At 68.1% G+C, this 16,840-nt stretch carries 16 protein-coding genes; 7 read left to right on the forward strand and 9 right to left on the reverse strand.

Annotation, left to right across the window (positions count from 1 at the left end; all coding sequences use genetic code 11):
- Positions 1–2: 2 nt before the first annotated feature.
- The 6 genes from ACTJI2_RS09605 to ACTJI2_RS09630 form a co-directional block, all read right to left on the reverse strand.
- Positions 3–827, reverse strand: a complete 825-nt coding sequence (locus ACTJI2_RS09605) for a class I SAM-dependent methyltransferase (RefSeq protein ID WP_141453905.1) — start codon at positions 825–827, stop codon at positions 3–5.
- Between the two features lie 13 nt (positions 828–840).
- The gene (dusB, locus tag ACTJI2_RS09610; RefSeq protein ID WP_440841943.1) at positions 841–1,839 is read right to left on the reverse strand and encodes a tRNA dihydrouridine synthase DusB; all 999 of its coding nucleotides are present in this window, start codon (positions 1,837–1,839) and stop codon (positions 841–843) included.
- Positions 1,840–1,878: 39 nt separating this feature from the next.
- Positions 1,879–2,307, reverse strand: a complete 429-nt coding sequence (locus tag ACTJI2_RS09615) for a hypothetical protein (RefSeq protein WP_440841944.1) — start codon at positions 2,305–2,307, stop codon at positions 1,879–1,881.
- Positions 2,308–2,516: 209 nt separating this feature from the next.
- Positions 2,517–2,852 carry a YegP family protein gene (locus ACTJI2_RS09620; protein ID WP_440841945.1) on the reverse strand — a complete coding sequence of 112 codons (336 nt, stop codon included), beginning with the start codon at positions 2,850–2,852 and terminating at the stop codon, positions 2,517–2,519.
- A 48-nt stretch (positions 2,853–2,900) separates the two neighbouring features.
- Complete coding sequence (locus ACTJI2_RS09625; protein WP_440841947.1) at positions 2,901–4,016, reverse strand: PepSY-associated TM helix domain-containing protein; 1,116 nt, start codon at positions 4,014–4,016, stop codon at positions 2,901–2,903.
- A 38-nt stretch (positions 4,017–4,054) separates the two neighbouring features.
- On the reverse strand, positions 4,055–6,220 hold the full coding sequence (locus ACTJI2_RS09630) for a TonB-dependent receptor (RefSeq protein ID WP_440841948.1): 2,166 nt from the start codon (positions 6,218–6,220) through the stop codon (positions 4,055–4,057).
- A gap of 198 nt (positions 6,221–6,418) precedes the next feature.
- Between ACTJI2_RS09630 and ACTJI2_RS09635 the strand changes: the two genes are divergently transcribed.
- Positions 6,419–7,237: a hypothetical protein gene (locus tag ACTJI2_RS09635; RefSeq protein ID WP_440841949.1), complete on the forward strand. Its 819-nt coding sequence runs from the start codon at positions 6,419–6,421 to the stop codon at positions 7,235–7,237.
- Entirely contained in the window at positions 7,234–7,896 is a 663-nt protein-coding gene (locus ACTJI2_RS09640; protein ID WP_440841950.1) for a hypothetical protein, read from the forward strand. Before ACTJI2_RS09635 ends, ACTJI2_RS09640 begins: the two co-directional genes overlap by 4 nt.
- Positions 7,897–7,926: 30 nt before the next feature.
- On the opposite strand, the gene ACTJI2_RS09645 is transcribed toward ACTJI2_RS09640, so the two are convergent.
- From ACTJI2_RS09645 to ACTJI2_RS09655, 3 genes are all read right to left on the reverse strand, one after another.
- Positions 7,927–8,892: a ribokinase gene (locus ACTJI2_RS09645; protein ID WP_440841951.1), complete on the reverse strand. Its 966-nt coding sequence runs from the start codon at positions 8,890–8,892 to the stop codon at positions 7,927–7,929.
- Positions 8,893–8,974: 82 nt separating this feature from the next.
- A complete protein-coding gene (locus ACTJI2_RS09650; RefSeq protein ID WP_440841952.1) occupies positions 8,975–10,273 on the reverse strand; it encodes a NupC/NupG family nucleoside CNT transporter in 1,299 nt (432 codons plus the stop codon).
- Positions 10,274–10,363: 90 nt separating this feature from the next.
- Positions 10,364–10,939, reverse strand: a complete 576-nt coding sequence (locus ACTJI2_RS09655; protein ID WP_440841953.1) for a TMEM165/GDT1 family protein — start codon at positions 10,937–10,939, stop codon at positions 10,364–10,366.
- 267 nt (positions 10,940–11,206) lie between these two features.
- On the opposite strand from ACTJI2_RS09655, the gene ACTJI2_RS09660 reads away from it, so the two are divergent.
- From ACTJI2_RS09660 to ACTJI2_RS09680, 5 genes are all read left to right on the forward strand, one after another.
- On the forward strand, positions 11,207–12,178 hold the full coding sequence (locus ACTJI2_RS09660) for a potassium channel beta subunit family protein (protein WP_440841954.1): 972 nt from the start codon (positions 11,207–11,209) through the stop codon (positions 12,176–12,178).
- A gap of 214 nt (positions 12,179–12,392) precedes the next feature.
- Positions 12,393–13,310, forward strand: coding sequence for an ATP-binding cassette domain-containing protein (locus tag ACTJI2_RS09665; protein ID WP_440841955.1), 918 nt, complete (start codon positions 12,393–12,395; stop codon positions 13,308–13,310).
- Complete coding sequence (locus ACTJI2_RS09670) at positions 13,307–14,077, forward strand: ABC transporter permease (protein WP_183644042.1); 771 nt, start codon at positions 13,307–13,309, stop codon at positions 14,075–14,077. The genes ACTJI2_RS09665 and ACTJI2_RS09670 overlap by 4 nt, the downstream gene beginning before the upstream one ends.
- Positions 14,078–14,189: 112 nt before the next feature.
- Positions 14,190–14,393, forward strand: coding sequence for a hemin uptake protein HemP (gene hemP, locus ACTJI2_RS09675; RefSeq protein WP_183644039.1), 204 nt, complete (start codon positions 14,190–14,192; stop codon positions 14,391–14,393).
- Between the two features lie 188 nt (positions 14,394–14,581).
- Entirely contained in the window at positions 14,582–16,816 is a 2,235-nt protein-coding gene (locus ACTJI2_RS09680; protein ID WP_440841956.1) for a TonB-dependent hemoglobin/transferrin/lactoferrin family receptor, read from the forward strand.
- The last annotated feature ends 24 nt before the right edge of the window (positions 16,817–16,840 follow it).

The raw sequence follows: 16,840 nt of genomic DNA on the forward strand, positions 1-16,840 counted from the left end.
AGTCAGTAGACCGTGGCGCTGGCCTGCACGAACGCGTAGAAGAACACCGCGTTCGGATCGTTCTGCACATCGTTCATCTCGCGGCGCATGCCTTCGACGACGTCCGGGGTGACCCGGCCGGCCTCCAGCAACTGCTCGGACGCCGACAGCAGCAATTCCTCCCAGAACGCGATCATGGTCTTGCGCCGCGCCGGTTCGCGATTGTCGAAATGGAAGGTCTTGATCTCGGTCTGCACGTCGCGGAAACCGCCGGCCAGCAGCAGGTTGCCGAGCTTGGCACCGACGAACGGATCCCCGCCGTTGTCGTACTGGAAATCGTTGAACGCCATCCAGTAGCGCCAAACGTTGGGCGAGTAGGGATGCAGCAGGAACGAGGAGTTCATCACCTCGGTGACGTAGACCGGCGAGCCGGGCGCGAGCACGCGGCGCACCTCGTTGAGCACCCGCTGCGGCGAGGGCACGTGTTCCAGTACCCAGCACAGGAACGCGGCATCGAAGGTGCGTGGTTCGAACGGCAGGTTGGTGGCATCGGCCTGGTGCAGCTCGTAGCGTTCGCGGCACCAGGGCATCTGGGCCAGATTGCGGCGCGCGGCTTCCAGTTGCAGCGAATTCAGGTCCACGCAGGTCACGTGGATGTCGGGGAACCGCCGCAGCAGGATTTCGGTCTGCGCGCCGACTCCGCTGCCGACTTCCAGCACCCGCCGCACGCCGGTGTAGTCGATGCGGCTGAAGATGGTGGATTCGGCCAGCCGTGCCTGCTTCATCAGGCGGGCCTGCTCCACCGGCGAGAAACCGTGCAGGTACGCGGGAGACGGGGATTCGCTCATGGCACGGCTCCGGTCAGGCGGCGGCGGGCAGCTCCGGGACGACGCCCGCGATCAGGGCGTCGAAGTAATCGGTGGTCAGCGCGATCTGCGCTTCGGCGGTTTCGGCGCGGTTGACCACCGCGCGGAAGGCGGTGTTCTCGGGACGATCCTTCGCATACCAGCCCAGGTGCTTGCGGGCGATGCGCACGCCCTGCGCCTCGCCGTAGAACCCATGCAGCGCATGCAGGTGGCCGAGCAGGACGTCACGGACTTCCGACAGCGCGGGTGCGGGCAGGAGGTCGCCGGTGGCCAGGAAATGCGCCACCTCGCGGAAGATCCACGGCCGGCCCTGCGCGGCACGGCCAATCATCACCGCGTCGGCGCCGGTGGCCTTCAGCACGGCCACGGCCTTGTGCGGCGAGTCGACGTCGCCGTTGGCGAACACGGGGATGCGCAGTTCGGCCTTGATCGCGGCGATGGTGTCGTACTCGGCCTGGCCGGTGTAGTGCTGGTCGCGGGTGCGCCCGTGCACCGCCAGCGCGGCGATGCCGCTGGCCTCGGCGATGCGCGCGATCACCGGCCCGTTGCGGTGGTCGCAATCCCATCCGGTGCGGATTTTCAGGGTCACCGGTACTTCGACCGCGCCCACCACCGCTTCCAGGATCCGCGCCACCAGCGCTTCGTCGCGCATCAGCGCCGAGCCGGCCCAGGCGTTGCAGACCTTCTTGGCCGGGCAACCCATGTTGATATCGATGATCTGGGCGCCGTGATCGACGTTGTAGCGCGCGGCCTCGGCCAGCTGGCGCGGCTCGGTGCCGGCGATCTGGACGCTGATCGGCGCCGGCTCGCCGTCGTGGTCCATGCGCCGGCGCGATTTGTCGGTCTTCCAGAAGCGCGAGTCGCTGATGGTCATTTCCGACACGGCCAGTCCGGCGCCCAGCCGCTTGCACAGCTGGCGGAACGGCTTGTCGGTGACCCCGGCCATGGGAGCCAGGATCACCGGGGTATCGATGCGGAGCGGACCGATCTGCATGCGCGCATTGTAGTGCGGCGGACGCGCGGGAACGTGTACCTACAGGCTGGGCCAGGCCTGCAGGGTGCCGGCAAGATAGAACCCGCCGAGTCCCAGGCAGGCGACCGAACTGACGATCCAGAAGCGGACACCGTTGTAGCCGGGCCGAAGCGCGGCGATGGCCACGCCCGCGATTCCGCGCAACAGCAGGACGGCGGTGATCGCGGGCAGGATGAAGCGGGTGGCCGGCAGGGCGGGAAGCATTCCCGCGCCGGCCAGCGCGTACAGCGTCCAGACCCCCAGAACGAGCGTGATCGCGCCGGTGATGACCGTCGGCCGCCATCGGCGTTCGCGCGACCAGCGGACCATCCGTTCGCCGGCCCCCAGGGCGTCGTACCAGGCGGGACCGAACGCGATGCAGCCGATATGCAGCAGCGCCGCGAGCGCCGTGCCCGCCGCGGCCAACAACAGCGCGATATTGCCTTCCATGCGAATCTCCGGAGTCGGGACCCGATCCTGGACGAGGCGCGGGAGGAGGGGCAATGCGACGGAAGGTCGCAGCAGACGCCGCGCGCGCGGCGCGGACGGTCAGCGTGCCGGATCGGGCGCGCGCCGCGGAAGCGCGGCGATTGGTTGCCGATGGAAACGAAGGAACGGGAAGGCGCGGCCGGTGGTGGACCGGGCCGCGCGGAAGGACATCAGGCGGTCTCGTCGACCACCTCGGCATCCGGGGCGTTGCTCTTCACCGATGCGATGCCGTTGTCGCGGCTGGATTCGGATTCGTACATCTCGCTGGTGCCGATGACCTGGCCGTTGCCGGCCAGCAGGTTGAAGAAGAACTTGTTATTGCTGGACACCTTGCGCTCGTAGCGGGCGTCGTCGGTGCTGTTCTTCTTCACGGAGTCGATGCCGTTCTTGCAGCCGGCCTTGTCGGCGTAGCCCTGGCTGCTCAGGATGACCTGGCCGTTGCCGGCCTTCAGGTTGAACTGGAAATCGCCGTTGCTGCGCTTGCCGATCACGAACTTGCCTGCCATGGAGTCCTCCTTGGAAACGGGTGGCCTGGCGAGCTTAGCCGTGGCGTCTTAAGGATCCGTGACGGTACGGCGACGGCGCGCGCGCCAGAACAGGAAGCCGGTGACCAGGAAGAATGGCGGCAGCAGGCCGGACGCCGCCACCGCCCATTGCCACGGCCAGCCGCCGATGAAGCCGCCGTGCAGCGGATACATGGCCTCGTCGATGCGTGCGCCCGCGCCCTGGCGGGTGGCGGTGTGGACCTGGACGACGCGGGCGGCGTAGGGATCCAGCCAGACCTGGCTGCGCCCGTTTGGATGCCATTCGCCGATGGCCCGGTAGCGGATGGTGACCAGGGCGTCCTGGTCGTCCGGCGGTGAAATGCGCCGCAGTTCGCCGCCTTTCACCGCCGCCTGCGCGGCGCGCAGGATCGCGGCCCAGTCGACGTCGGCTTCGCGCGGCGCCATCGGCAGTGGCGACACCACCTCGGGACCGTCGTCGAAGCTCCAGCGCAGCGCCGGCCGGACCGCGTCGTGATAGACGATCGCCACGCCGGTCACCGTCGCCAGCAGCAGCAGCGGCAACAGCACCGCGCCGGTGCTGCGGTGCCAGCTCAGCCAGCGCCGGGTCGGTGGGCCGGCGTGCCAGCGCAGGCTGGCGGCCAGCGCGCCCTGGCGCGGCCACCACAGGTACAGGCCGGACAACAGCAGGAAGATCGCGATCAGCCCGCAGATGCCGAGCAGATCCTCGCCGGTTTCGCCGTACAGCAGGTGGGTGTGCAGTTCGCGCAGCCACAGCACAGGATCGTTGTCGGCGTTGCGGATCAGCAGCAGTTCGCCGCTGGCCGGATCAAAATAGCGGCGTTCGCCGTCCGGGAAATACGCCTGCCAGACCGGCAGGCGCGCGGTGGGAATGTCCGCCGAGCGCAGGCCGCGCGGCTGCCATTCGGCCAGCAGGCGGGTGAACGCCTGCGCCTGCGTGTCCGCGTCCGGCAGCGGTCGCCGGGTCCATTCCGGATGCTGGGCGAGCAGGATTTCCCGCTGGAAGGTCAGCACGGTGCCGCTCAGCGCGACCAGCGCGAACACCGTGCCGACAATCAGCCCCAGCCAAAGGTGCACCCACTTCAGCACGCCGCGCACGCGATGGCGTGGCGGCGTGGAAGCGGATGTGGCCTGGCGGTGCGGCATGCGGGGCGTTGTGGCGGTAGCCGTTCAGGAGTGGCCGTTCAGAACCGGTGCGACCAGCTCAGCGACAGCACCCGTCCACGCCCGGCGACATAAGTGTCCTCGCGCGGCGTGCTCTGCGAGTAGTAGGTCACGTACTGCTCGTTGAACAGGTTCTCGATGCCGACGCTGAGCGTGCCGACCGGCAGGCGGAAGCGGCTGAGCAGATCCACGGTGGTGTAGCCGTTGAAGCGGGTGTTGGGATTGGTGACACCGCGGAAATCGAAGCTGCGATCCTGCGAGCGGCTGGCCTGCAGGCGCAGATCCGCCGACGGTGTCACCGGCACTTCCCAGAACGCGGTCCAGCGGTCGGGGCTGACGTTCACGCCCGGCAGGTCGCTGTCCACCCGGTTGTCGCGATCGCTGTCGTAGCGGCCTTCGCTGCGTGCGTACGCGACGCCGGCGCGCATGCCGTTCTCGGCCTGGTAGGCGACGCTGCCGTCGATGCCCTTGATCTCGGTGCGCTCGCGCGCGACCTTGTAGGTGCGGGTGGCGGTGTCGTAGTTCAGGCGCGCGCCGAGGTCCGAATCGGACCAGTACGCCGCCAGGTGCACCAGCCAGCGGCCGTTGTCGTAATCCAGGCCGATTTCCTGGTTGTCGGCGATGACCGGCTGTAGATCGACGAGGTTGGCGACACGCTGGTCGGGTGCGGTGATGCCGCGCAGGACGCGGCCGATGTCGGCGACGGTGTAGCCCTCGGAGTACGAGGCGTAAAGCTTCAGCGTGTCGGTGACTTCCCAGACGATGCCGGCGTTGGGCATGGTCTCCCGGGTTTCCGGTTCGCCGCCCTCGACGAAGTAGCGGGTGCCGCGGACGCCCGGCGGGTTGGTGCGCTGATCCGGAACGGTCAGGTAGTCGTCCACCTTCAGCTTGCCGCGCTCGTGGCGCAGGCCGGCGGTGAGCATCAGCGATTCGGTCATCCACCATTCGGCCTGCACGAACGGCGACCACGATTCGTAGATGGTCTCCGGCACCCAGGCCATGCGCGCGCGCACCAGTTCCTGTTGGGTCTTGTCGCGGGCGATGTCCAGGCCCAGGGTCACGCGCAGGTTCTGGTCGAACAGGTTGCCGCGCGACCAGCTGAACTTGCCGCCCAGTTTCTCGGACAGGTTCTGCGACTGATCGAACCAGTGCGGGTCGCGGCCGTCGCCCCAGAAGTCTTCCCAGTCGGTGCTGCCGTAGCGGCCCTTGAAGTCCACCCAGTAAAGCTGCGCCTGCAGGTAGCCGCCGGCCAGGTCCTTGTCGGTGTAGTCCACGCTCAGCGAGGTGGACAGGTTGCGGGTGCCCTCGCCGGGCTTGCTGCCACGCACCGAGGTCGCCAGCTGGCCGGTGGCCGGGTTGCCGTTCACCGTCACGTAGTCGTTGTTGCCCACCAGCTCGTAGCGGTTGGCGCTGAGCTGCAGGCGACGGTTCTCGTCGATGTTCCAGCCGGCCTTGGCGAACAGGTTGTGGCTGCGCGCGTCCATCAGATCGCCCTGCACGTCGTTGACCGCGATCGCGCGGCCGTCGCCGTCGTAGTACAGCCCTTCGCTGGCGTAGGAGGCACCGCCGACGAAATCGAACGCGCCCTCGCGCATGCCGAACACGTAGGAAGCGCGGTAGCCGGTGCTGTCGCTCTCGTGCGGCAGCGCGGTGCTGGCGCCCACGGAAACATCGTGGAAGCGATCGCCGTCCTTGCGCGGCGCGCGCTTGGTGATGATGTTGATGATGCCGCCGGAAGCGCCCAGGCCCTGCATCGCGTTGGCGCCATGGATGACTTCGATGCGTTCGATCATCGCCGGATCGATGGTGTGGCCGTCACGGCCGCCTTCGCGCAGCGGGGTGGACTGCGGCACGCCGTCCACCAGGTACAGCGGCTTGCGGCCGCGCAGGTTCTCGCCGGCGTTGGTCAGCTTCTGCCGCGAGGGCGTGAACGAGGGGATCAGGTTGGCCAGCACCTGCGACAGGTCCTGGGTCAGCGCCAGTTGCTGGTCGAGCTGGACCTTGTCGATCACGGTGATGGTGTTGGGCAGCGCGGCGGCGGAGTCGGGGATGCGGCTGGTGCTGGCCGAGACGCTGACGCGGTCCAGTTCGACCGGCGCGTCGGTGGCGCCGGCCTGGGCGTGCGCAAGGGCGGGGAGGGCGGCCAGCAGGGCGGCCGCCAGCAGATGGGGACGATGGGAATGCATGGGATGGGGGTGGAGTGAAATCGGCGGCATTGTAAATGAGAAACGTTATCGGTACGAGCGCGGGCCGGCTTCCGGAATGGCGCGGCGTCCTGGCTTTTAGGAGCTTTCCGATGGTCCCCGGGGCGGCCGGCATGGTCTTGTCCCGAGGCGCGCCGGGAGGGGAATCCCCGGCGCATCGCCCGGAGTCCTCGCCATCCCATGAACAGCTGGAACATAGAACCGAGCACGGCCTCCGATGGGGCCGGATCGCTTCCACCGGCCGCCCCCAGGGCGCCCCAGAACCCTGCCTCGCCATTTGCCACCGCGCAGGAGCCCAGGCTCAACGAAACCGCGCTGACCGCGATGGCGGGGGCGCGCCAGGCCTTCTTCACCGGCCTGGGCAACGTCAGGCCGTATCCACTGCCACCGCCCCGGCACCCTGTCTTCACCCGCGGTCCGATCTGGCCGGCGCTGCGCCAGGCCTGGCGGGTGATCCAGCGTCCCGATACCACGCTGATCTTCAGCGATGGGCTTTCCGATCCTTTCGACCCCTTCGATCCTGGCAATCCGTTGGACGCCGCCGGCGCGGGCTCGACGACGCCCGGTCTGGGGATCGAGGTCTACGCCGAAGCGCGCGGCGCGCTGGCCGAACCGGGGACCTCCTGGTTGTTCGATCTGGTCCACCAGGTCAGCCAGAACGCGGTGGCCCACGGTCGTTTCCTGTCGCTGCTGCGCGAGCAGGGCGCCTTCAGTCTGCAGATGAGGGTGGCGGGCCTGCCCGATGCCTGGCGTTCCGCCAGCGGGTTGGTGACCGTCCTGGTTGGCGTGCGCGCGGCGACCGTGCCTGCCGCGTTCCCCTCGCCGCGCGGCCGGGTCAGGGCGGTCGCGCTGACCATGCTACCCGCGGCCCGCCGGTTGGCCCTGGAGCAGGAGGAGGGTGGCTTCGTCGGTCAGTTGGCTGGTTTGGTCGAACAACTGGGCGAGACCCCGGACGGACACCTCAACGACCCCGCGCCCGCCTTCGGGAGTCCCGCATGAAGCGCGGGAGCGGTTTCGCCGAGCGTGTCGCCGCAGCCTTTCCGGTGACCAATCCACTGCCGCCCCTGCTTTGGCAGGCGCTGGACTGGCTGGACGCGAATGGCTTTGTCGGCGGCGAAAGAAGCGGGCAGGTCGCGCGCCTGTATCCCGGCCAGGAACCGGGGTCCTCGCGGGTGACGCTGAGGATACCCGCGAGGGACGATACCCGGGCCTGGACGCGCAGCGAGCATCCGCGGGTCAACGACCGCCTGGTGCTGTTCGTCGATACCGGCTTGGATGGTTCCCGCGCCGGCCTGTGGCTGGACGACCAGGGCCACCAGCGGCTGGTCCATGTCGGCGCGCCCGAAGGGCCGGCGCTGTTGTGCGAACTGGCCGACGATCCGGTGCACCTGCTGCGCCTGCTGGCCCTGGGCTATCCGGAACTGTCGGCGCCGGACTATTTCGCGATGGCGCCGGCCGAAGCCTATGCCATGGGCTATGGCCTGGCGGAAGACTATCTGGCGCCGCTGCGGTTCCGCGCCCACGTCGAACGCGATCTGGATCTGGACGTCCCGGCGACCGCATCGATCATCGTCAGGCGGATCGCCAGCCTGCATGATCGCCAATCCGATGATCGCTTCTGGCGCTGGCTGGCCGAAACCCGGAATGGACAGGCGTGACAGCCGTGGCCGCCGCCGCCGCGGTACGAATCAGTCGCCGAAGCGCGCCTGCACGTCCGCCCGCGTGGGCATCGCCAATGCCGCTCCTGCGCGTTCGGTCGACAACGCGGCATAACGGTTGGCGAAGCGCACGTGCTCGGCGAACGCGGCGTCCGGTGCATGCACCAGCGACGCGGCCAGCGCGCCGTTGAAGGCATCGCCCGCGCCGGTGGTGTCGATCGCGGTCACCGACTCGGCCGGATGCCGATAGAACATCCTGGCATCGCCGCGTTGCTGCTCCTCGGCGTGCGAGACGAACACGCCGGTGGCGCCGAGGGTGATGACCACCGTCCCGCGCGGCAGCACTTCCCGGCACAGCGCGTGCAGGCGCTGGCCGTCCAGCGCGGCCACATCCTCCGGCGCCACCCGTTCGCCGACATGGCGGGCGAGCAGGGCGGCGAACTCGGTTTCGTTGGGCGTCAGCACGTCGGCCAGCGACAGCAGCTCGACGGTGGTCGCGGAGTTGGCCGGGGCGGGATTGAGCAGCGTGGGCACCCCGTGCCCGCGCGCGGCGCGCAGCGCGGCCAGCACGCTGTCCAGCGGTGATTCCAGTTGCACCAGCAGCGCGCCGGCGCCGGTGATCGCGTCGCGTTGCGTCTCGACGAAATCGACCGACAGATCCGCGTTGGCGCCGGCGCCAATCACGATGGTGTTGCGTCCCATCGCATCGACGTAGATGCCGGCGGTGCCGGTCGGTTCGGCCGATGCCTGCGCGATCAGCGTCACGCCGTTGTCCGCGGCCAGGCCGCGCGCCAGTTGTCCGCCGGCGTCATCGCCCAGCGCACAGACGAAACGCGTGTCCGCGCCGGCGCGCACCGAGGCGATGGCCTGGTTGAAGCCCTTGCCGCCGGGGCCGGTGTCGTAGCGGCCGGCGATGGTGGCGCCGGGCGCCGGCAGCTGATCGCAGCGCCAGACGTGATCGACATTGAAGGAACCGACGAGGGTGACGCTGGGCATGGAGGTGGTCAGCTTTTTCCGGGCGGGGCGGTTGCCCGCCGGAGCACATCGTCTCCGGCGGTGTGGTAGCGGAAGGCGGCGATCAGCCGAAGTGGGTCAGCACGCCGGCGATCGTCGCGGTCATGAAGGTGGCGATGGAACCGCCCAGCACCGCGCGCAGGCCGAAGCGGGCCAGGTCGGCGCGGCGCCCCGGCGCGAGGCCGCCGATGCCGCCGATCTGGATCGCGATCGAGCTGAAGTTGGCGAAGCCGCACAGCGCATAGGTCGCGATCAGGCGGCCTTCGTCGCTCAGCATCATGCCCGGCACTTGTCCGTTCACGACCTTGGCCAGTTCGGTGTAGGCGACGAATTCGTTGATCACGACCTTCTGGCCAATCAGCGAACCCACGGTGGTCGCGTCCGCCCACGGCGTACCGATCACCCAGGCGATCGGCGCCAGCAGGTAACCCAGCAGGGTGGACAGGCTGGTCGGCTTGCCCAGCATCGCCTGCAGGCCGCTGATTTCGCCCAGCCAGGTCAGCGGGGCGTTGAGCAGCGCGATCAGGGCGATGAAGGCCAGCAGCATCGCGCCGATGTTCAGCGCCAGGCGCAGGCCGTCGCCGGCACCGGCCGCGGCTGCATCGATGACGTTGCTGGTGGTCTTCTCCACTTCCATCTTCACCGTGCCGCGGGTCAGCGGCGTGCCGGTTTCCGGAATCAGCAGCTTGGCCACGACCAGGGTGGCGGGCGCGGCCATGATCGAGGCCGCCAGCAGGTGCTTGGCGTAGAACGCCTGCTGCACCGGATCGCTGCCGCCGAGCATGCCCACGTAGGCCGCCAGCACGCCGCCGGCGATGTGGGCCATGCCGCCGATCATCATGGTGATCAGTTCGGACTCGGTCATCCGGGGGATGTACGGGCGCACGGTCAGCGGCGCCTCGGTCTGGCCGATGAACACGCTGGCGCACACGCTGGTGGTTTCGGCGCCGGACACGTTCATCACCTTGGTGATGGCCCAGGCCATCGCCCGCACCACCGCCTGCATCACGCCCAGGTGATACAGCACGCCCATCAGCGCGGAGAAGAAGATGATGGTGGGCAGGACCTGGAAGGCGAAGATGAAGCCCACCTTGGAGGTGTCCATCAGGCCGCCGAAGATGAAGTTGGAGCCCTCGTTGACGAAGCTCAGCACCTTCACGAAGCCCTGGCCGAGCCAGTCGAACACGTCGCGGCCGCCGGGCACCAGCAGGACGATGGCGGCGAAGCCAATCTGGAGCAGGATGCCGGTGACCACCAGCCGCCAGTCGACGGCGCGGCGATTGTTCGAGAACAGCCAGGCGATACCGATCAGTACCACCAGGCCGAACAGGCCGAAGCCGATCCGCCCCAGAGCTTCCACCATGCAATCCCCCAGACCACTACGCGTCGTTCAAAGGCGGGCAGTCTAGCAGGCCGGGCGAGCCGGCCTGCCTGAATCGCGCTCCAGCGGGGCTCAGCCGACCCCGAAGCAGGCCACCCACCCGGCCAGGCCCAGGAACACCAGCGCCGCGACCGTGCGCGCCAGCTTCAACGGCAGCCGGTCGGCGAACCGGTGGCCCAGCCACACCACCGGCAGGTTGGCCACCAGCATGCCCAGGGTGGTGCCGGCGATGACCTGCCACAGCGGGTCGTAGCGGGTGCCCAGCAGCACCGTCGCCACCTGGGTCTTGTCGCCGATTTCGGCCAGGAAGAACGCGACCGTGGTCGCCACGAAGGCGCCGTAGGCCGGCAGTTTCTCTTCTTCCTCGTCCAGCTTGTCCGGCTTGAGCGTCCACAGCGCGACCGCCAGGAAGCTCGCGGCCACGCCCCAGCGCAGCACGTCCGGCGACAGCCAGCGGGTCAGTTCGGCTCCCAGCCAGGCGGAGATGGCGTGGTTGACCAGGGTGGCGGCGAGAATGCCCCAGGCGATCGGCCAGGGCTTGCGGTAGCGCGCGGCCAGCAACAGGGCGAGCAGTTGGGTCTTATCGCCGATCTCGGCGAGCGCGACCGTGCCGGTGGAGACCAGCAGGGCCTGGAACGACAGCAACATCAGGAACTCCGGGGCCGGGCTTCGCATGGACGCGAAGGCAAACGCACGCAGCCCGGCCCGGGTCGCGTCGCGCTTGCCTTCGGTCTTGCCCGACGAAGCCTTTGCTTCGTCCCCCGCACCATGGCGTGCCGCCAAGTGTGTTGATGCAGGGTATCCGCGCGTGGCGGACGGGCTACTCCCCGGAGGTAAGTGCGCGCATTCTAGCGGAGGCCCGCGGGCGCGGGCGTAAACTGTTCTCATTTACCCGTCCGTGCGAGGTTGCCGTCCATGCAGTACCGCCGCCTGGGAAGCTCCGGATTGCAGTTGTCGGCACTCTCCTTCGGCAGCTGGGTGACGTTCGGCGATCGCGTCGGGCGCGAAGCCGCGCGCGATCTGCTGGCCTGCGCGTGGGACCATGGCGTCAATTTCTTCGACAACGCTGAAAGCTATGCCCAGGGCGCGTCGGAAACGGTGATGGGCCAGGCGTTGCGCGATCTGGGCCTGCCGCGCGATGGCTACTGCGTCTCCAGCAAGGTGTTCTTCGGTTCGTCCGAAACGCCCCGACCGACCCAGCGCGGGCTTTCGCGCAAGCACGTCTCCGACGCCTGCCACGCGGCGTTGGCGCGTCTGCAGGTCGATTATCTGGATCTGTTCTTCTGCCATCGTCCCGATCCGGAAACGCCGATCGAGGAAACGGTCTGGGCGATGGACGCGCTGATCCGGCAGGGCAAGGTGCTGTATTGGGGCACCTCGGAGTGGCCGGCGACGCAGATCCGCGAGGCCGCCCGCGTTGCGCGCCAGCATCACCTGCACGGCCCGACCATGGAGCAGCCGCAGTACAACCTGCTGCGACGCCAGCGGGTCGAGCTCGAATACGCGCCGCTGTATGCCGAACTCGGCCTCGGCACCACCACCTGGTCGCCGCTGGGCTCCGGCCTGCTGACCGGCAAATACAACGACGGCATTCCGGACGATACCCGCCTGGGCCACGCCGGCAACGAGGAGTTGCAGCGGATGGTGATCGGCACCGCCGGTGACCGCAAGCTGGAGCGCGCGCGCCGCTTCACCGCGCTGGCGGCCGAACTCGGCGAAGCCCCGGCGCCATTGGCGATCGCGTGGTGCCTGCGCAATCCGCATGTGTCCACCGTCATCACCGGCGCCAGCCGGGTCGGGCAACTGCAACAGAATCTGACCGCCATCGATCTGGCGCAACGCTACGACGAAACCGTCTGGGAACGGCTCAGCGCCGCCGCCAGCTGACAACAAATGAAGTGACATCACCCCCTCCCCCGTTCACGGGGGAGGGCCGGGGTGGGGGCAAGCCGAAGCCGATGATCCCGACGCTCCGATCAGCCATCGAAAGCCATTCACACAAAACCACCACAACACATGACCAACGACACGGCGTGACTCCCGGCAGGGGAGTCCGCGAGGTGCGAATGCCGATACTGCGGCCCTATCCGCAGGAGCGGCCATGACCTACGCAATCCGGACCTTCGATCTGCAGCGCGGCTTTCCCGGCGGCTTCGGCGTGCAGTCGCTCAACCTGCATGTGCCGGCGGGCACCGTGTACGGCTTCCTGGGGCCGAACGGCGCCGGCAAGACGACCACGGTGCGCTTGTTGCTGGGCCTGCTGCATCCGGATCGCGGACGGGTGGAACTGTTCGGCCAGCCGCTCGTGCGCGATGACCGGCGGGTACTGTCGCGGGTGGGCGCGTTGGTGGAATCCCCCTCGCTGTATCCCCACCTCAGCGGTCGGCAGAACCTGGAGGTCACCCGCCGCCTGCTCGATCTGCCGCGCAAGCGCATCGACGAAGTACTGGATCTGACCGGATTGCGCGACGCCGGCGATCGGCGCGTGCGCGAGTATTCGCTGGGCATGCGCCAGCGCCTGGCGCTGGCCCTCAGCCTGCTGCCTTCGCCCGGCCTGCTGATCCTCGACGAACCCAGCAACGGCCTGGATCCCGCCGGCATCCTCGACATGCGCCGGCTGCTGCGGGAGTTGGCGCAGCAGGGTATTACCGTGTTCGTCTCCAGCCACCTGCTTGGCGAGATCGAGTTGATTGCCAGCCATGTCGGCGTGCTGCAGGCGGGGCAACTCCGTTTCGAAGGACGGCTGGAGGAACTGCGGTCACGCGCGCGCCCACGCCTGCAGATCCGCTGCGACGATCCCGCGCAGGCCGCCGAGACCCTGCGCCAGGCAGGCGAGCGGATCAGCGATCTCGATGCGGAAGGACTGAAGGTCCACCTGCATCTGCGCAGCGAACAGGACATCAATCGCCTGTTGGTCGGCCGCCGAATCGGTGTTTCCCATCTGGCGCGCGAGGCGGTGTCGCTGGAATCGCTGTTCTTCACCCTCACCGGCGATCCCGCGCAGGAGCAGGCGGCATGAGCGCGATCATTCCCGCAAGCCTGCGCGCGCTGTCCGCCGAATCGTTGAAACTGAAGGGTACGTTGGCACTGCGCCTTTGCTTCATCGCGCCGGGGCTGGTGGTGGCGCTGTCGGTGCTGCAATTGCTGCTAAGCAAGGGCGGGCAACCGCTGGCGACGCCGCTGCTGGCGTGGGAGCGCTTCATCCAGGGCGTGATGCTGCTGTGGGCGTTCCTGATGTTGCCGCTGTACGTGACCCTGCAGTCGGCGTTGCTCGCCGGCCTCGAACACGGCGAACGCCAGTGGAAGCACCTGTTCGCGTTGCCGGTTCCACGCAGCGCCCACTACCTGGGCAAGCTGATCATCCTGATCGGAATGGTGGCGCTGGCGACGCTGGTGCTGGCCGCGCTGATTCCGCTGGGGGGATGGCTGCTGGTGCAACTGCACAATCCGCTCGGCATCGGCGGCCCGGTGCCCTGGGCCTTCCTCGGTCTGCGCGCGGCGGTCATCCTGGCCGCGTCCGCCTGCATCATCGGCCTGCACCTGTGGATCGCCCTGCGCTGGACCAGCTTCACCGTGGCGGTCGCGACCGGCATGACCGCCACCGTGGCCGGATTCCTGATCGGCCAGTCGGCCCGCTTCGGACCGTGGTATCCGTGGACCTTGCCGATGCAGGTGTTCGCGGGGCAGGGCGAACTGATGGGACAGGTCGCCGTGACCGGCCTGCTGGGCGGCGTAGCCGCCGTGGCGCTGGGTCTGTGGGACTTCGTGCGCCGCGAATACCCCTGAATTCCGGCCATTGACGGCAAGGGCGGAAACGCCAGCCGGGAATTGAAAAAAAGATTTGACTAGCCAATGAGAATCATTATCATTTGAGTGGCCCGACCCGGAGCCCACCACCATGATCTCGAACGTCACCTCATTGCCGAACGTCGAACCCCTGTCGCTGCGCGACCGTCTGCCTGCCCGGCCGGCCGCCCTCGCCGAGGACGTACTGGACAGCCACGTGCTGCTCAAGGGCCAGCGCGAAGTGCTGATCCGCCACGGCGACAAGATCTATCGCCTGCGCCACACCAGCAACGACAAGCTGATCCTCACCAAGTAACACCGCCGCCGCGGCCGCGCCCCAACGCTCTCTCTCCCCGGCGGGGCGCGCCGCCGCGGTGGTGACCTTCTCTCTCCGCCTGGGCGCCAGCCATCGGTTCGACCGGCCCGCCAGCCTTCCAGGTTTCCGCCACCCACGGTGCGCACGCGTTGCGCGCCGGGAAACCGATCAAGGACTGCCGTACCCCGATGATTCGCCCAACCCTGCTTACCTCCGCATTGTGGCTGGCCTGCGCAAGCATGGCCCAGGCTGAGACGCCTGCCGACGCCGCATCCGCCGGCACAGCGCCCACCCGCGAGTTCGAACGCGTCCAGGTCACCGCGACCCGCAGCGAACGCGAGATCGCCGACGTGCCCAACACCGTCAGCGTGATCGACCGCGAACAGATGGACGATCACCTGGTACGCGACATCAAGGATCTGGTGCGTTACGAGCCAGGTGTCAGCGTCACCTCGAGTTTCGGCCGGTTCGGCATGGGCGGATTCCGCATCCGCGGCCTGGACGGCAACCGCGTGCGCATCCAGACCGACGGCATCGCCGTCGCCGATGCATTCTCGATCGGCAGCTTCTCCAACGCTGGCCGCAACCTGGTCGACCTGGACACGATCAAGCAGGTCGAGATCGTGCGCGGGCCTTCGAGTTCCCTGTACGGATCCGACGCGCTTGGTGGCGTGGTGTCGTTCATCACCAAGGACCCCTCCGACTATCTGGGGGACGGCAAGGACGCCTACTTCGGCTTGAAGCTCGGCTACGAGGGCGATTGGAAGGGACTGTTCGGCAGCGCCACCGCCGCCTTCGGCGGCGAGCGCTGGAGCGGCCTGGCCGTGGTCGGCCATCGCCAGGGCAAGGAAACCGAGAACATGGGACGCGTCGGTGGCGAAGGCAGCGGTCGCACGCAACCCAATCCGCAGGAACGCGATGGCCGCAGCCTGCTGACCCGGCTGGTGTTCGCACCGAACGAGCAGCAGCGCTTCCGCCTGACGGTGGAAGGCACCGAGGACAATGCCGATACCAACCTGCTCAATGCGCTGGGCTTCCAGTCGGCGACCCGTGCCACCAACACGGCGGTCACGGCCCGCGATCGCCAGACCCGCGCGCGCCTGTCGCTGGCGCATGAATGGGATGGACTCGATGCCGGCTTTGCCGACAGCCTGGACTGGCAGATCTACCGTCAGGACAGTGAAACCACGCAGTACACCCACGAGGAGCGCACGCTGTCACCGCCGATCCTGCAGGACATCCGTGATCGCGTGTTCAATTTCGATCAGCGCACCTACGGTCTGCAGGCGAATTTCCGCAAGCATTTCGAAACCGGTGCCGCGCAGCACGATCTGAGCTACGGCGTGGACCTGGCCTGGACCCGCACCCGCCAGAAGCGCGACGGCGTGCGCACCTTCCCGCTCACCGGCGTGACCACGCCGGTGATGGCGCCCGACAGCTTCCCCGTGCGCGACTTTCCCAACAGCGAAACCACGGTCGGCGCCTTGTACGTGCAGGACGAAATCGCGATGGTCGATGGCCGCCTGCGGCTGATTCCCGGCCTGCGCGTGGACCACTACCGGCTCAAGCCGAAGATGGACAACATCTTCGCCGAGGACAATCCCGGCGTTCGCGCGGTCAGCCTCAACGAGACCAGTATTTCGCCCAAGTTCGGCCTGGTCTGGCACTTCAACGATGAATGGTCACTGTTCGGCGGCTATGCGCGCGGCTTCCGTTCGCCGCCGTACAACGACGTCAACATCGGCTTCACCAACGTCCAGTTCGGCTATACCGCCATCGCCAACCCCAATCTCAAGCCGGAAACCAGTGACGGTCTGGAACTGGGCCTGCGCTTCTCCGGTGATGCCGTCTACGCCAGCCTGTCCGGTTACTACAACCAGTACGACGACTTCATCGAGTCCAGCCGCAACATCGGCTTCAATGCCGAAGGGCTGATGGTGTTCCAGTCGCAGAACATCGCCGAGGCCGAGATCTACGGCGCCGAGGTGAAAGCGGGCATCGACTTCGGCGCGCTGTCGCCGAGCTGGGACGGCTGGTCGATGCGTGGTTCGGCAGCGTGGTCGCGCGGCAAGGACAAGACCGACGACACCTGGCTCGACAGCGTGGATCCGCTGACCGCGGCGCTGGGGCTGGCCTACGACCAAGCGCAGTGGGGCGTGGAGCTGGCGGGCCGTTTCGTCGGACGCAAGACCCATGCGTCCGCCAGCAACCTCTATCGCCCGGGTGGCTACGGCGTCCTGGATCTTTACGCGCATTGGGAGTTCGCCCCTGGCGCGAAGTTCAACCTGGGCGTGTTCAACCTGGCCGACCGGCGTTACTTCGATGCCGGGGATCTCGCCCTGGTGGCCGCTACCAGCAATACCCTGGATCGGTACACCGCGCCCGGCCGCACGCTGTCGGCCAGCGTCGCGGTGAGCTGGTAGCCATGGTGGCGCGCGCGCTTCCGC

The sequence above is a fragment of the Pseudoxanthomonas sp. 22568 genome (assembly GCF_052044485.1).
GTDB lineage: Bacteria > Pseudomonadota > Gammaproteobacteria > Xanthomonadales > Xanthomonadaceae > Pseudoxanthomonas_A > Pseudoxanthomonas_A beigongshangi.

What these genes read in the sequence shown, in the direction of transcription:
- ACTJI2_RS09650 (WP_440841952.1), bottom strand. Translation starts at nt 10,273, where the DNA reads ATGGTGGAAGCTCTGGGGCGGATCGGCTTCGGCCTGTTCGGCCTGGTG.
- ACTJI2_RS09665 (WP_440841955.1), top strand. Translation starts at nt 12,393, where the DNA reads ATGACCTACGCAATCCGGACCTTCGATCTGCAGCGCGGCTTTCCCGGC.
- ACTJI2_RS09640 (WP_440841950.1), top strand. Translation starts at nt 7,234, where the DNA reads ATGAAGCGCGGGAGCGGTTTCGCCGAGCGTGTCGCCGCAGCCTTTCCG.
- ACTJI2_RS09645 (WP_440841951.1), bottom strand. Translation starts at nt 8,892, where the DNA reads ATGCCCAGCGTCACCCTCGTCGGTTCCTTCAATGTCGATCACGTCTGG.
- ACTJI2_RS09620 (WP_440841945.1), bottom strand. Translation starts at nt 2,852, where the DNA reads ATGGCAGGCAAGTTCGTGATCGGCAAGCGCAGCAACGGCGATTTCCAG.
- ACTJI2_RS09630 (WP_440841948.1), bottom strand. Translation starts at nt 6,220, where the DNA reads ATGCATTCCCATCGTCCCCATCTGCTGGCGGCCGCCCTGCTGGCCGCC.
- ACTJI2_RS09670 (WP_183644042.1), top strand. Translation starts at nt 13,307, where the DNA reads ATGAGCGCGATCATTCCCGCAAGCCTGCGCGCGCTGTCCGCCGAATCG.
- ACTJI2_RS09635 (WP_440841949.1), top strand. Translation starts at nt 6,419, where the DNA reads ATGAACAGCTGGAACATAGAACCGAGCACGGCCTCCGATGGGGCCGGA.
- ACTJI2_RS09660 (WP_440841954.1), top strand. Translation starts at nt 11,207, where the DNA reads ATGCAGTACCGCCGCCTGGGAAGCTCCGGATTGCAGTTGTCGGCACTC.
- ACTJI2_RS09680 (WP_440841956.1), top strand. Translation starts at nt 14,582, where the DNA reads ATGATTCGCCCAACCCTGCTTACCTCCGCATTGTGGCTGGCCTGCGCA.
- ACTJI2_RS09625 (WP_440841947.1), bottom strand. Translation starts at nt 4,016, where the DNA reads ATGCCGCACCGCCAGGCCACATCCGCTTCCACGCCGCCACGCCATCGC.
- hemP (WP_183644039.1), top strand. Translation starts at nt 14,190, where the DNA reads ATGATCTCGAACGTCACCTCATTGCCGAACGTCGAACCCCTGTCGCTG.
- ACTJI2_RS09615 (WP_440841944.1), bottom strand. Translation starts at nt 2,307, where the DNA reads ATGGAAGGCAATATCGCGCTGTTGTTGGCCGCGGCGGGCACGGCGCTC.
- dusB (WP_440841943.1), bottom strand. Translation starts at nt 1,839, where the DNA reads ATGCAGATCGGTCCGCTCCGCATCGATACCCCGGTGATCCTGGCTCCC.
- ACTJI2_RS09655 (WP_440841953.1), bottom strand. Translation starts at nt 10,939, where the DNA reads ATGTTGCTGTCGTTCCAGGCCCTGCTGGTCTCCACCGGCACGGTCGCG.
- ACTJI2_RS09605 (WP_141453905.1), bottom strand. Translation starts at nt 827, where the DNA reads ATGAGCGAATCCCCGTCTCCCGCGTACCTGCACGGTTTCTCGCCGGTG.